13 protein-coding genes are annotated in these 13,614 nt (G+C 68.9%); 4 read left to right on the forward strand and 9 right to left on the reverse strand.

From position 1 onward, the window contains the following. Positions 1-131 precede the first annotated feature (131 nt). A complete protein-coding gene (locus tag OIK44_RS11715; RefSeq protein WP_273670934.1) occupies positions 132-815 on the forward strand; it encodes an ABC transporter ATP-binding protein in 684 nt (227 codons plus the stop codon). A gap of 26 nt (positions 816-841) precedes the next feature. Here the strand turns inward: OIK44_RS11715 and OIK44_RS11720 are convergent, their stop codons facing one another. Continuing rightward, a complete protein-coding gene (locus OIK44_RS11720) occupies positions 842-1,315 on the reverse strand; it encodes a MarR family winged helix-turn-helix transcriptional regulator (protein WP_273670936.1) in 474 nt (157 codons plus the stop codon). Between the two features lie 38 nt (positions 1,316-1,353). Between OIK44_RS11720 and OIK44_RS11725 the strand changes: the two genes are divergently transcribed. Further along, complete coding sequence (locus tag OIK44_RS11725; RefSeq protein WP_273670937.1) at positions 1,354-2,094, forward strand: siderophore-interacting protein; 741 nt, start codon at positions 1,354-1,356, stop codon at positions 2,092-2,094. A 4-nt stretch (positions 2,095-2,098) separates the two neighbouring features. Here OIK44_RS11725 and OIK44_RS11730 read toward each other — a convergent pair whose 3' ends face one another. The 6 genes from OIK44_RS11730 to OIK44_RS11755 form a co-directional block, all read right to left on the reverse strand. Beyond that, positions 2,099-2,506, reverse strand: a complete 408-nt coding sequence (locus tag OIK44_RS11730; RefSeq protein ID WP_273670938.1) for a hypothetical protein — start codon at positions 2,504-2,506, stop codon at positions 2,099-2,101. A gap of 123 nt (positions 2,507-2,629) precedes the next feature. After that, positions 2,630-3,742 (reverse strand): ABC transporter ATP-binding protein, encoded by a 1,113-nt coding sequence (locus OIK44_RS11735; RefSeq protein WP_273670939.1) that lies wholly within the window; start codon positions 3,740-3,742, stop codon positions 2,630-2,632. 8 nt (positions 3,743-3,750) lie between these two features. Beyond that, the gene (locus OIK44_RS11740; protein ID WP_273670940.1) at positions 3,751-4,617 is read right to left on the reverse strand and encodes a carbohydrate ABC transporter permease; all 867 of its coding nucleotides are present in this window, start codon (positions 4,615-4,617) and stop codon (positions 3,751-3,753) included. Next, positions 4,614-5,498 (reverse strand): carbohydrate ABC transporter permease, encoded by an 885-nt coding sequence (locus tag OIK44_RS11745; protein WP_273670941.1) that lies wholly within the window; start codon positions 5,496-5,498, stop codon positions 4,614-4,616. Before OIK44_RS11745 ends, OIK44_RS11740 begins: the two co-directional genes overlap by 4 nt. A gap of 73 nt (positions 5,499-5,571) precedes the next feature. Next, positions 5,572-6,813, reverse strand: a complete 1,242-nt coding sequence (locus OIK44_RS11750) for an ABC transporter substrate-binding protein (RefSeq protein WP_273670942.1) — start codon at positions 6,811-6,813, stop codon at positions 5,572-5,574. 105 nt (positions 6,814-6,918) lie between these two features. Next, entirely contained in the window at positions 6,919-8,175 is a 1,257-nt protein-coding gene (locus tag OIK44_RS11755) for a maltoporin (RefSeq protein ID WP_273670943.1), read from the reverse strand. Positions 8,176-8,442: 267 nt separating this feature from the next. Between OIK44_RS11755 and OIK44_RS11760 the strand changes: the two genes are divergently transcribed. Next, positions 8,443-10,392 carry a glucokinase gene (locus OIK44_RS11760; RefSeq protein WP_273670944.1) on the forward strand — a complete coding sequence of 650 codons (1,950 nt, stop codon included), beginning with the start codon at positions 8,443-8,445 and terminating at the stop codon, positions 10,390-10,392. Beyond that, positions 10,389-11,444 carry a LacI family DNA-binding transcriptional regulator gene (locus OIK44_RS11765; protein ID WP_273670945.1) on the forward strand — a complete coding sequence of 352 codons (1,056 nt, stop codon included), beginning with the start codon at positions 10,389-10,391 and terminating at the stop codon, positions 11,442-11,444. The genes OIK44_RS11760 and OIK44_RS11765 overlap by 4 nt, the downstream gene beginning before the upstream one ends. Before the next feature lie 40 nt (positions 11,445-11,484). Here OIK44_RS11765 and OIK44_RS11770 read toward each other — a convergent pair whose 3' ends face one another. Then, complete coding sequence (locus OIK44_RS11770; RefSeq protein ID WP_273671247.1) at positions 11,485-12,393, reverse strand: PfkB family carbohydrate kinase; 909 nt, start codon at positions 12,391-12,393, stop codon at positions 11,485-11,487. Between the two features lie 5 nt (positions 12,394-12,398). Then, complete coding sequence (locus OIK44_RS11775; RefSeq protein ID WP_273670946.1) at positions 12,399-13,613, reverse strand: AGE family epimerase/isomerase; 1,215 nt, start codon at positions 13,611-13,613, stop codon at positions 12,399-12,401. Position 13,614 lies beyond the last annotated feature (1 nt).

The raw sequence follows: 13,614 nt of genomic DNA on the forward strand, positions 1-13,614 counted from the left end.
TACGGACAGGCGCCACTGTCCGGCTCCGCACACCTCCCCGCCGCTCCCCCCGCACCGCCCTTGTTGCTGGGCTGGCACGTAGTTTGCTGTATTGCCTATATTATCCGTTTCATTATCGACAGGGGAATACCATGCTTAAACTTGTAGGCGTCAGCAAAGTCCATCTGGCCGGCGAAGTCCAGACCACCGCCCTCGACCGCGTCGACCTGGAAATCGATGCCGGCGAGTATGTCGCCATCACCGGCCCTTCCGGCTGCGGCAAGTCGACGCTGCTCAGCCTGCTCGGCCTGCTCGACGTGCCCAACAGCGGCGAGTATTGGTTCGAGGGCCAGAATGTCGCCGGCTGGAGCGAGGCCAAACTGAACCAGTTGCGCCGCGGCCGCATCGGCTTCATTTTCCAGAGCTTTAATTTGATCGAGGAATTGTCGGTGTTCGAGAACGTCGAACTGGCCCTGGAATATACGGGCACGCCGGCCAAGGAGCGGCGCGAGCGCGTCGCCGCCATGCTCGAACGCCTCGGCATCGCCCACCGCGCCAAGCACCGGCCCTCGCAGTTGTCGGGCGGCCAGCAGCAGCGCGTGGCGATCGCCCGCGCCCTCGTCGCCGGCCCCGCCATGCTGCTGGCCGACGAACCGACCGGCAACCTCGACACGGCCCACGGCGACGAGGTGATGCGCCTGCTGCGCACCATCAACGCCGAAGGCACCACCGTCGTCATGGTGACGCACTCGCCGGCCCACGCGGCGCAGGCTTCGCGCACGCTGCATTTGCTGGACGGGCGCATCGTCGTCGACGCGCTGCAGGCGGCCGCCTAGGCCCTATCTTTCGCGGCTTGGCCGCCTCAGGATGGGGCGGCGGCGAGGCTGGCGCTCACTTGTTGCAGCAGGGCCGTCAGTTGCGCGCGCTGCGCCGCGTCGAGGCCGCGCACGGCTTTGGCGTTGAGCAACTTCGCCTGCTGTTGCAGCGTTTCCTGCACGGCCGCGCCGGCCGCCGTCAGCCGCAGCCGCGTGTTGCGCCTGTCCGTTTCGTCGGCCTCCCCTTCCAGCATGCCGCGCTCGCGCAAGCCTTTGATGAGGCGCGCCAGTTGCGCCTTGTCGCGTCCGCTGTGGCGCGCCAGGTCGCTCTGCGTCGCCCCCGGACAGCGGCCGAAATAACCCATCACCTTGCTCTCCATGTGGGTCACGTCGTGCGGGCCGTCGCGCAGCACCTGGAATTGTTGCGCGCGGTACTGGTGCATCACGGCGTGGATCAAGTCCAGCACGCCGTCTTCCGGCGCGCCGCCGGAATGGTTGACATTGTCATTTTTTTCGCGCATGATAGGTGATATTGTCAACCAATTGAAAGTGTCAACGTATGAGTATAGACCTTGCCCAGGGGCGCGTCCAACGGCTGCGCCAGGAAGTCGTCCACCGCGAGCTGCAGGTGCTGCGCGTGGAGTCGCCGAGCCCGCATATGCGCGCCGTCACCTTCGCCGGCGCCGAGCTGGCCGGCTTCCACAGCCCGTCGTTCGACGACCATGTGAAGTTCATTTTTGGCGCGGACGCGGCCGGCGCGCCGCTGCGCCGCGATTACACGCCGCGCCGCCACGACGCGGCCGCCGGCGAGCTGACGCTGGAGTTCGCGCTGCACGGCGACGGCCCCGGCGCCGCCTGGGCCGCGCAGGCGGCGCCGGGCCAGAACGCCGTCGTCGCCGGCCCGCGCGGCTCCTTCGTCATTCCCCTCGATTACGACTGGCATGTGCTGGCCGGCGACGCGACGGCGCTGCCCGCCATCGCCCGCCGCCTTGAGGAGTTGCCGGCCGGCGCGCGCGTGTCGGTGCTGTTGCAGCTGGATGCGGCGGAGCGCCGCCCGCTGGCCAGCGCCGCCGCCGTCGCGCTGCAGTGGCTCGATGACGAGGCGCAGTTGCTGGCCGCCGCGCGCGCGCTGGCGCTGCCGCCCGGCGACGGTTATGTGTGGTGCGCCGGCGAGGCCGGCGCCGTGGCGGCGCTGCGCCGCATCTTCGTCGAGGAGAAGGGGCTGGACCGCAAGGCGATCCGCGCCGCCGCGTATTGGAAGCGCGGCGCCGTCGGCCATCACGAAAATCTGGACGGTTGACGCCTCAGCCGGCGCGGCGCCACTCGCAGCCGCGCTCGCCGCTCGCCTCGAGATCTTCCAGGAAGGTGGTGGTTTTGCCTTTCGCGCCGGTGTAGCTGAATGCGTAGACGCGCGCGCCCTGGGTCAGCATGGTGTAGCTGCCGCCGCCGGCCGTGGTTTCGCGCCACGTCGTTTCGAAGGACCACGGCCGGTCCGGCTCCGCGTCGATCGTGGTGCTGCTCAGGCGTTTGACGGGGATGGCGGCGCTGCCGCGCTCATAGCGCACCTGGCCCAGCAGCTTTTTGCCTTCGGGGAAGGTGAATTGCAGGCGGATCGGAGGCCTCGCGTCGCTGCTGATGAGGCAGCGGACTTCGGCGGCGTGGGCGGCGCTGCCCAGCGTTGCCGCCAGCAGCAGGCTTAGGGTGGGTTGCATCGGTGGCGCTCATTGGTGGGTGGATGCGGGGGCGCACAGCAGGGGTCCGACCCCAAACTGCCGGGGTCGGCCCCCCGGGAGGGCCGAGGGGAATGATAGCAGCCCCGCCGCCCTCCCCCGCCGTCAGGCGATGCGCGCGCCGCTGCCCGGGTCGAACAGCGCCGCCTTCGACAGGTTGAACGACAGCGTCATCGTTTGCCCCGGCTGCACGGCTTCGCGCGGGTGCGCCCGGCAGGTGACGGAGGCGCCGTTCAGTTTCGTCGTCAGCAGGGTGTCCGGTCCCGTCGGTTCGACCAGGTCGACCAGGCAGGACAGCGCCTGGCCGGCGTCGCCGTGGGCGCTGCTCAGGTCGGTGATCTGCTCGGGGCGGATGCCCAGCGTGACGTCGCGCCCCGCGTAGGGCCGCAGCGCCGCCGCGTCGAACGGCAGCTGCAGGCGCATCGTCTGGCCGGCGTTTTCGATCGGCACGAAAACCTCGCCGGCCGCGTCGATGGCCGGCCGGCAGGTGATGAAGTTCATCGACGGCGAGCCGATGAAGCCGGCCACGAACAGGTTCGCCGGGTTGTCGTAAATTTCCTGCGGCGTGCCCAGTTGCTGGACCACGCCGTCCTTCATGACGGCGATCAGGTCGCCCATCGTCATCGCTTCGATCTGGTCGTGCGTCACGTAGACGATGGTCGAATGCAGGCGCTGGTGCATCAGCTTGATTTCGGCGCGCATTTCAACGCGCAGCTTCGCGTCCAGGTTCGACAGCGGTTCGTCGAACAGGAACAGGGCCGGCTTGCGCGAGATGGCCCGGCCCATCGCCACGCGCTGGCGCTGCCCGCCCGACAACTGGGCCGGGCGACGGTCCAGCAGGTGGGTGATTTGCAGCGTCTCGGCGACGCGGGCGACGATTTCCTCCTGTTCGTGCTTGGGCACCTTCTTGACGCCCAGGCCGAAGGCGATGTTTTCGCGCACCGTCATCGACGGGTACAGGGCGTAGGACTGGAACACCATGGCGATGTCGCGGTCCTTCGGCGGCAGCGCGTTGACGACCTTGCCGTCGATGAGGATTTCGCCCGAGGTGACGCTTTCCAGGCCGGCGATCATGTTCAGCAGCGTCGACTTGCCGGAGCCGGAGCCGCCCACGAGGATCAGGAACTGGCCGTCCTTGATGTCGATGTCGATGCCCTTCAAGACTTCGACGCCGTTGCTGTAGACCTTGCGGATGTTGCGTATGGATAAACTGGACATAGTGTTCCTTAACCTTTGACTGCGCCGGCCGTCAGGCCGCGCACGAAATAGCGACCGGCGACGAGGTAGACCAGCAGCGTCGGCAGCGCCGCGATGATCGCCGCCGCCATGTTGACGTTGTGCTCCTTGACGCCCGTCGAGGTGTTGACGAGGTTGTTCAAGCCGACGGTGATCGGCTGCGACTCGCCGGCGGCGAAGACGACGCCGAACAGGAAGTCGTTCCAGATCTGCGTGAATTGCCAGATGATGCAGACGACGAAGATGGGGCCGGAGATCGGCAGCACGATCTTGCGGAAGATCAGGAAGAAGCCGGCGCCGTCGATGCGCGCGGCCTTGATCAGCTCTTCCGGCACGCCGACGTAGTAGTTGCGGAAGAACAGGGTCGTGAAGGCCGTGCCGTAGACGACGTGGACGAAGACCAGGCCCGTCGTCGTGTTGGCCAGGCCGAATTCGCCGAGCAGCCGCGCCATCGGCAGGATCACCACCTGGAAGGGGATGAAGCAACCCACCAGCAGCGCGGCGAACAGGGCCTCGCTGCCGCGGAAGCGCCAATGCGCGAACACATAGCCGTTGAAGGCGCCGACGAAAGTGGAGATCAGCACGGCCGGAATGACCATCTTCAGCGAGTTCCAGAAGAACGGCTGCATGCCGTCGCAGGTGACGCCGGTGCAGGCCGAGGACCAGGCCTTGGCCCAGGATTCCGTCTGCCACACGGCCGGCAGCGCCAGCAGGTTGCCGGTGCGGATGTCGTCGAGCGACTTGAACGAGGTCGACAGCATCACGTACAGGGGCGCGATGTAGTACAGCGCGAACAGGACCAGCAGCAGGTACAGCAGGCCGCGGCCCAGCGTCAGGGAGGGGGTGCGTGTGCTCATCTCATGGCCTTTGCGCTGCGCGCTTCCAGATACATCAGCGGCACCAGCACCGCCACGATGGTGGCCAGCATCATCATCGCCGAGGCCGAGCCGAGGCCCAGCTGCCCGCGGGTGAACGAAAACTGGTACATAAAGATGGCCGGCACGTCGGAGGCGTTGCCGGGTCCGCCCGCCGTCAGCGCGATGACCAGGTCGAAGCTCTTGATGGCGATGTGCGACAGGATCAGCAGCACGCTGAAGAACACCGGGCGCATGGCCGGGATGACGATGCGCCGGTAGATCGTCGGCAGCGTGGCGCCGTCGACCTGGGCGGCCTTGATGATTTCGTCGTCGATGCCGCGCAGGCCGGCCAAGAACAGCGCCATGACGAAGCCGGACGACTGCCAGACCCCGGCGATGACGACGGTGTAGATGGCCATGTCGGCGTTGACCAGCCAGTCGAAGGTGAAGCCGCTCCAGCCCCAGTCGTGCATCAGCTTTTCCAGGCCGAGGCTGGGGTTGAGCATCCACTTCCAGGCCGTGCCGGTGACGATGAAGGACAGCGCCATCGGGTACAGGTAGATGGCGCGCAGGAAGCCCTCGGCGCGGATTTTCTGGTCCAGCAGGATGGCCATGAACAGGCCGATGGCGATGCTGGCGCCGATGAACAGGGTGCCGAAGATGCCGAGGTTGCTCAGCGAGGTCCACCAGCGTTCGTTGTCGAACAGCTCGCGATATTGCAGCAGGCCGGCGAACTCGAAGTTCGGCATCAGCCGCGACTCCGTCAGCGACAGGTAGCCGGTCAGGAAGATGAAACCGTAGACGAACAGCAGGCTGGCGAGCAGCGTGGGGCCGAGCACCAGTTGCGGTATCCAGCGGTCGAACAGATTGCGTAGGGACATGGGACAGCCGTAGGAAAGGGGGAAAGCGGCAGGCGGCGCCGGGGAGACGGCGGCCGCCTGTGGTCCGGCGCGGTTACTTCACTTTTGCCGCCTTCGCCAGCGCCGCGGCGGCGTCCTTCGAGCTCATGTTGGAGTTCATGAACTTGGCGATGACGTCGACGACGGCGCCCTGGGTGGCCGAGGCCAGGGCCATGCCGTGGGCGAACGAGGGCACCAGGCCGCCGCCCTTGTTGGTGGCGTCCATATCGTCCATCGACTTGATGGCGCAGTCGTCGAACTTGGCGCGCGGCACGCCCGAGCGCACCGGGATCGAGCCCTTGTTGAGGTTGAAGATGGCCTGGAACTTCGGATTCATGATGGCGTTCGCCAGCGCGATCTGGCCCTTCTTGGCGGCGGCGTCCTTCTGCGCGAACATGGCGAAGGAGTCGACGTTGAAGGTGTAGGCCTTGTCGGTGCCGGGGGCGGCCGCGCACAGGTAGTCGCGGCCGGGGATCTTGCCGGCGTTGGAGAACTCGCCCTTGGCCCAGTCGCCCATGAACTGGAAGCCGGCCTTGCCGTTGATGACCATGGCCGTGGCCAGGTTCCAGTCGCGCCCGGCGGCGTCCTTGTCGATATAGCCCTTGACGCGGGCCAGCGTGTCGAAGACCTTGATCATGGTCGGGCCCGTCAACTCCTTCTGGTCCAGCTGCAGGATGGCCTTCTTGTAGAACTCGGTGCCGCCGACGCCCAGCGCGACCGATTCGAAGACGGTGGCGTCCTGCCAAGGCTGGCCGCCGTGGGCGATGGCGATGGCGCCGGATTTCTTGATCTTGTCGGCCGCCTCGAAGAAGGCGTCCCAGGTGGCCGGCACGCCGTTGACGCCGGCTTTTTTGAGCACCTCGGGATTGGCCCACACCCAGTTGACGCGGTGCACGTTGACGGGCGCGGCGACATAGTGGCCCTTGTATTTCATGATGTCGGCGACGACCTTGGGCAGGGCCGCGTCCCATTTGCCGGCCGCGGCGGCCTCGTCGATGTTGGCCAGCACGCCCTCCTTGCCCCACTCCTGGATGGACGGCCCCTTGATCTGCGCCGCCGTCGGCGGCTTGCCGGAGATGACGCGGGTCTTCAGCGCCGTCGCGGCGTTCTCGCCGGCGCCGCCGGCCACGGCGAAGTCCTTCCAGCCGAAGCCGTCCTCCTTGACGATCTGCTGCAACTGGCCGACCGACTTGGCCTCGCTGCCCGAGGTCCAGTAGTGCAGCACTTCGACGTCGGTGGCGTGGGCGTGGGCGGCGCAGGCGAGCGCCGTCAGCATGACGAGGTGTTTCAGTTTCATCTCCAGTTTCCTTATTATGGTCGAGCGGGTGGGGGAAGTGCCCCGGCGGGCGATAGACAGATATGTATCATATCGGCGCCGGTTGTGGTGCGTGAAACGGTATCTTTAGAACCAGGTTTCCACTTGGAAACCATACGAGACGCCGCTGGTATTGTTGTTGTAGACGGGGCCGGAGTTGTTGGCCGCGTTGACGGAGGCCGTCGCCGCGTCGTTCCACTTGCCGTAGGTGACGAAGGCGCGCAGCTCCGGGCGCGACCACAGGCCGGGGCCGGCCGAGATGGTCGGCGCCAGCGTCAGCTTGGTCAGGCGCTTGGTCGGGCCGGCGCTGTCGGTGACGCGGTCGGTGCCCAGTTCCAGTTGCAGCTTGACGTTCTTCGACAGCGCGTAGACGGGGCGCACGCCCAGCGTGGTCCAGGTCGAGGAGCCGCCGGCGTTGGACTTGTCCCTTTGCACCAGGGCGACCAATTCCATGCCGAAGTTTTCCGTCGGCTGCACCCAGATGTCGTCGAAGAGGCGCAGCCGCGTCACGTCCGAGCCGAGCGAGGTGTAGCCGGAGGCGCCGATGCGGCCGTTGCCCACGCCCACGCCGGTGCCGGGGCCGACGCCGTACTGCAGGCCGACCGTGTTGACGCCGCCGAAGACCTTGGCCTGCTTGTGGAACAGCGACACCTGCCAGCCATTGTGCTTCTTGCCGCCGGCGTCGTCGCCGCCCTGGGCCGTGATGAGGGACAGGGCCACGTCGACGCTGCCGTCGGCGTTGGCGGGAATGTCCTGGTAAATGAAGTTCTGCCGCACGGCCGACGGCGTGCCGACGATCTTGCCCGTGTCCTTGTCGCGGGTGTTGGTGTCGTTGTCCTTGAAGAAGGCGTAGCCGAACTTGCCGGGCCCCAGCTTGACCTGGTCGACGCCGGCGCCCGTGCCGTTGAAGTTAATGTACTGCAAGTCCAGCATGTGGATGTCGGGGCGGAAGTAGTAACGCTTGCCGATCCAGGCCGTGCCGCCGTTGAGGAAGTCCAGGCCCTTGGCCTCGACGAAGGCCTTGGCGATGCCCAGCTTGGCGTCGCCGAAGTCCGACTTCGGACTGTAGACGTCGGCCCAGATGGTGGCGACGTAGCTGACGCCGTCGGATTTGGCGATTTCCTTCGTGTAGCCGAACTCGGCGTAGGCGTCGCACTCGTTGCCGAGGCGGTATTTCATCGTGTTGCCGCCCAGGCCGTAGCAGCTTTGCGGCCCCTTCCCGCTGCCGCCGCCGGCGCCGACGCGGAAGTAGCCGTGGAAGCCCTCCTCGTCGGCCGCGGCGTTGGCGCAGCCCAGCGCCAGGATGATTGCTGCGGGCAATACTTTCAACATCGTGCGATGCATGCTGTGTCTCCTCGTTGTCGTTTTTTTGTCGTGTAAGAGTCCGGGGGTTGGCTTTTACCGTCCAGAATTATTTCCGGCACAGTGATAGTAACTATACTACGAACAAATATCAACATATGATGTTGTAATCCTACGACTTTATGGCCGACAGAATAATGCGGCGCGGCGCGGCGATCCGCATTAGAATTCCGCATGAAAATGGCGCGCCGGCCCGGCCCGCCCCCGACAACGAGAGATGGCGCGCCGCGCGCGCCACAGCGAGACGCGATGACAACAGAAGACTCCACCGCGGCGCCGCCGGCGCTGCCAGCGGCGCCGGCCGGGGCCGAGCAGGCCGGCCGCTACAGCGACGGGCCGCGCCTGCTGGCCGACATCGGCGGCACCAACGCCCGCTTCGTGCTGGAAACCCGGCCCGGCCGCTTCGAGGCCGCCGCCGTGCTGCGCTGCGACGGCTATGGCTCGCTGCTGGAGGCCATGCTGGCCTACCTGGGCGGCGCCGAGGCCAAGGCCGTCGGCGCCGCCCGCGTGCGCCACGCCGCCGTGGCCATCGCCAACGCCATCGACGACGACGACGCCATCCGGATGATGAACCACCACTGGTCGTTCTCGATCGCGGCGATGCGCGCGGCGCTGGGCCTGGACACGCTGCTGGTGGTCAACGACTTCACGGCCCTGGCGATGGCCCTGCCCCACCTGCGCGCCGAGCAGCGCGACAAGATCGGCGGCGGCACGGCCCGCGCCGACGGCGTCATCGGCCTGCTCGGCCCCGGCACGGGGCTGGGCGTGTCGGGCATGATCCCGGCCGAGGACCGCTGGATCGCCCTCGGCAGCGAGGGCGGCCACGTCAGCTTCGCGCCCTGCGACGGGCGCGAAATGGACGTGCTGGCCTACGCCTGGCGCGAGCACGAGCACGTCTCGGCCGAGCGCCTGGCCTCCGGCCGTGGTCTGGAACTGATCTACCGCGCGCTGGCCGAGCGGGCCGGCCGCGCCGACGCGGCGCCGCTGGCGGCGGCCGAGATCAGTGGCGCCGCGCTGGCCGGCAGCTGCGCCGTCTGCGTCGAGGCCGTCGACTGCTTTTGCGCCATCCTCGGCTCGGTGGCCGGCAACCTGGCGATGACGCTGGGCGCGCTGGGCGGCATCTACATCGGCGGCGGCATCGTGCCGCGGCTGGGGCCGCTGTTCGCGCGCTCGCCGTTCCGCCGCCGCTTCGAGGCCAAGGGCCGCCTCGGCGACTACCTGGCGCACATCCCCACCTACGTCATCACGGCCGAGCAGCCGACCTTCCTCGGCGTGGCCGCCATCCTGGCGCAAAAGCTCAAGCTGGCCCACGCCGGCGCGCCCGTGCTCGACAAGATCCGCCAGGCGCGCGACCGCATGAGCCCCTCGGAATGCAAGGTCGCCGACTGGGTGCTCAGGGAACCGAACGCAATGCTGACGCTGCCGATCGCCGAAATCGCCCAGCGCACCGGCGTCAGCCAACCCACCGTGATGCGCTTTTGCCGCTCCATCGGCGTGCAGGGCCTGGCCGACTTCAAGCTCAAGCTGGCCTCCGGGCTGACGGGCGGCGCCATCACCGTCTCGCACTGCCACGTCGAAATCACCGACTCGGACGCGGAACTGGCGCGCAAGGTGCTGGGCAACAACGCCTCGGCCGCGCTGGCCCTGCGCGACATGCTCGACGTCAAGGCGCTGACGGCCGCCATCGAGCTGCTGCGCACGGCCGGGCGGGTCGAGCTGCTCAGCGTCGGCAGCGCCCGCGTCGTGGCCGAGGACATGCAGCAAAAACTGCTCACGCTGGGCATCGTCAGCAACTACTTCCCCGACCCGCAGGCCCAGGAAATGAGCGCCGCCCTGCTGGCGCCGGGCGACGTGGCGCTGGTCGTGTCGCGCTCGGGCGCGCCGGCCGAGCTGCTGCGCGCGGTCAAGGTGGCGCGCGGCCGCGGCGCCAGCATCCTGGCGATCACGACCAGCGGCTCGCCGCTGGCCAAGCTGGCCGACGTGCTGCTGACGCTGAACCACCCGGAGGGCAATCTGAACTTCGTGCCGATGATCGTGCGCCTGCTGCAACTGATGCTGCTCGATATCTTGTCGGTGGGCCTGGCGCGGCGCGATCCGGCCCGCCACGGCGAGGCGCCGGCGCCGGCGCCGGACGAGGCGGCGCCGCGCGGCGCCGCCCGCGCCAACGGCAGGCTGAAGTTCGGCGGCCACCTCGAATGACGGCGCCGCCGGCGCAGGGCGGCGCCACCGTCCACGACGTGGCGCGCGCGGCGGGCGTGTCGGCGATGACGGTGTCGCGCGTCATCAACGGCCGCGCCGGCGTCAGCGCGGCCACGCGCGGCAAGGTCGACGCCGCCATCGCCGCGCTGCAGTACCAGCCGAATCTGGCCGCGCGCGCCGCCCGCACCGGGACGCTGCGCGTCGGCCTGCTGTACAGCAACCCCAGCGCCGCCTTCCTCAGCGAACTCCTGGTCGGCGCGATGGATCAATGCAGCCAGAGCGGCGGCCAGCTGATGCTGGAGCGCTGCGACGATTTGCCCAGCCAGCGCGCCGCCATCGGCAAGCTGGTCGCCGCCGGCGCCGACGGCATCCTGGTGCCGCCGCCCCTGTGCGACTCCGCAGCGGCGCTGCGGCAGTTGCATGGCATGGGCGTGCCGGCCGTGGCGGTGGCCACGGCGCGCCCGCTGGCCGGCGTCGCCGCCGTGCGCATCGACGACTACCAGGGCGCGCTGGCGCTGACGCGCCACCTGCTCGGGCTGGGCCACCGCGACATCGCTTTCATCAAGGGCGACCCGAAGCACACGCCGGCGCAACTGCGCTGGCGCGCGTTCGAGGACGGCATGCGCGCGGCCGGCCTGAAGGTGCCGGCCGGGCGCATCGCGCAAGGCTATTTCACCTACCGCTCCGGGCTGGCGGCGGCGCGCCAGCTGCTGGCCGCGCCCAGCCGCCCCAGCGCCATCTTCGCCAGCAACGACGACATGGCGGCGGCCGCGCTGGCGGTGGCGCACGGCATGCAGCTGCACGTGCCCGAGGACTTGACGGTATGCGGCTTCGACGACACGCCGGTGGCGACGACGGTGTGGCCGGAGCTGACGACGATACACCAGCCGATCGCCGCCATGGCGCGCGCCGCCGTCACGCTGCTGCTCGAAGAAATCCGCCGCCGCCGCGCCGGCGAAGCGGCGCTGGCGGCCCACCAGCTGCTGGCGTTCACGCTGGTCGAACGCGCCTCGTCGGCGCCGCCGGACCCGCGGCGCGGCCAGCGGGCCTGACCCGGCTTGCCGGGGTCAAGCCCCCCCCGCTTTACGCCGGCTAAGCCAGCGCGCAAGCGCCAAACAGGCGCTCGACCAGGGCCAGGTCCGGCGGCGCCGCGCCGGCCGCGAGGCAGGCGCCGGCGCCCGCCGCGACGGCGAAGCGCAGATGCGCGCCGCCATCCGACTGGGGCCGGCACATCAGGCTGTACAACAAACCGCCGATGCTGGCGTCGCCGGCGCCGACCGAGTCGGCCACGGCGATATGCGGCGGCGCCGCCCGCCAGACGGCGTCGCCGCAATACAGCGCCGCGCCGCGCTCCCCCTCCGTATACAAGTAACGCGCCTGCGGGTTCCAGCCGCGCAGCGTGGCGAAGGCGGCATCCACGTCGTCGCCGCGGAACAGGCCCCGCAAATCCTCGTCCGACACCTTGACGACGTCGGCCAGCGCCGTCATGCGGCGCAAGGTGGCGTCGTAGCGGCCATCCATCAGCACGCGGAAGTTCGGGTCGTAACTGATCTTCACGCCGGCCGCCTTCAGTTCGGCGGCCAGCGCCAGCAACTTGCCGGCCAGCGGCTGGCGTGCCAGGCTGATGCCGCCGAAATGCACCCATTGCGCCTGCCGCTGCCACTGCTGCGGCAGCAGGGCCGCGTCGAAATGCAGGTCGGCGCTGTCGTCGCCGACGAAGAAATACTGCGGCGGGCTGAGCTGATGCACGATGGCCAGCAGCGGCGACTTGTCGAGCTGCTGCAAAAAGCGCGGGTCGAGGCCGGCCTCGGCGCCGGCGGCCGCCAGCGCGGCGCCGAAGACGTCGCGGCTGACGGCGCCGGCGAAGGCGCTCGGCACGCCCAGCCGCGCCATCACGCGCGCCACGTTCCACGTCGAGCCGCCGACCCGCGCGCTCCAGTTGTCCGTCCCTGTGCGCAGCATGTCGGTGAGGGCCTCGCCGGCCGCGACGAAGCGCGGCATGGCGCTCACGCGGCGCCCCCGACGACGTTCAGCACCTCGTAGCAGGCGCCCATGGTGTGGTAATCGACCTTGCCGGCCGGGCTCTTCTCGGCGCCCAGCTTGGCGTTGTCGCGGCCCAGTATCCGATACCAGGCGCCGTGCTCGTGGTCGACGAAATGGCGCCAGCTGTAGTCCCAGATGCGCTCGTAGCTCTCCCAGTAGCGGGCCGCGCCGGTGCGCGCGGCCAGCACGGCCGCCGCCGCCAGGCTCTCGGCCTGCACCCAGAAGTATTTGTCGCCGTCGCAGATGGCGCCGTCCGGGCCGAAGCCGTAGCAGATGCCGCCATGCTCGCCATCCCAGGCCCGCGCCAGCGCCGTGTCGAACAAGGCGGCCGCACGCGGCGCCAGCCAATCGGCCGGGCCGGCCAGCGCGCCGGCGTGGCGTTCCAGCAGCAGCAGGAGCTTGGCCCACTCGGTGAAGTGGCCGGGCTGGTAGCCCCAGGGGCGGAAGATATTGCTCTTGTCGTGCAAATTGTAGGTCCAGTCGATGGACCAGTCCGGCTTGTAATGCTCCCAGATCAAGCCATCGGCCAGCGCCGCCTGGCGCACGGTGATGTTGTGGGCCAGCAGCTCGGCGCGGTGCAGATAGCGCGGCTCGCCGCTGGCCTCGTAGGCGGCCAGCAGCGCCTCGCAAGCGTGCATATTGGCGTTCTGGCCCCGGTATGGGTCCAGCGTGGCCCAGTCGCCGCTGGCCTGGTCGGCGTACAGGCCGTGCTCCGGCTGCCAGAAGCGCCGCTCCATCAGCGCGAAGGTTTCGTCGACATGCGCGCGCGCCTCGGCCACGCCGGCGCGCAGCGCGTGGGCGTAGGCCAGCAGCACGAAGGCCAGGCCATAGCAGTGGTTGTCGGCGTCGATGACGCGCGCCGCGCCGTCGCGCCACGCCAGTTGCCAGGCGTAGCCGCCCGTGTCCGGGTTGCGGTGGGCCCGGCGCAAAAAGTCCAGGCCGTGGCGCAGCGCCGCCAGATAGTCGGCGTCGCCGAACTGGCGGTAGGCCATCGCGTAATTGAAGATGAAGCGCGTGCTGCTGACCAGGTGCCGCGTGGTGGCGTCGTAGACGCTGCCGTCGTCGAGGAAGAAGTGGTAGAAGCCGCCGCTGGGGTCGATGCAGCGCGGGTGGTAGAACTGCAGCGTGTGGCGGATGTGGTCCAGCAGCATGGCGCGGCTGCGGAAGTCTGGGTGCATG

This window comes from Janthinobacterium fluminis, assembly GCF_028595325.1.
Lineage (GTDB): Bacteria > Pseudomonadota > Gammaproteobacteria > Burkholderiales > Burkholderiaceae_D > Janthinobacterium > Janthinobacterium fluminis.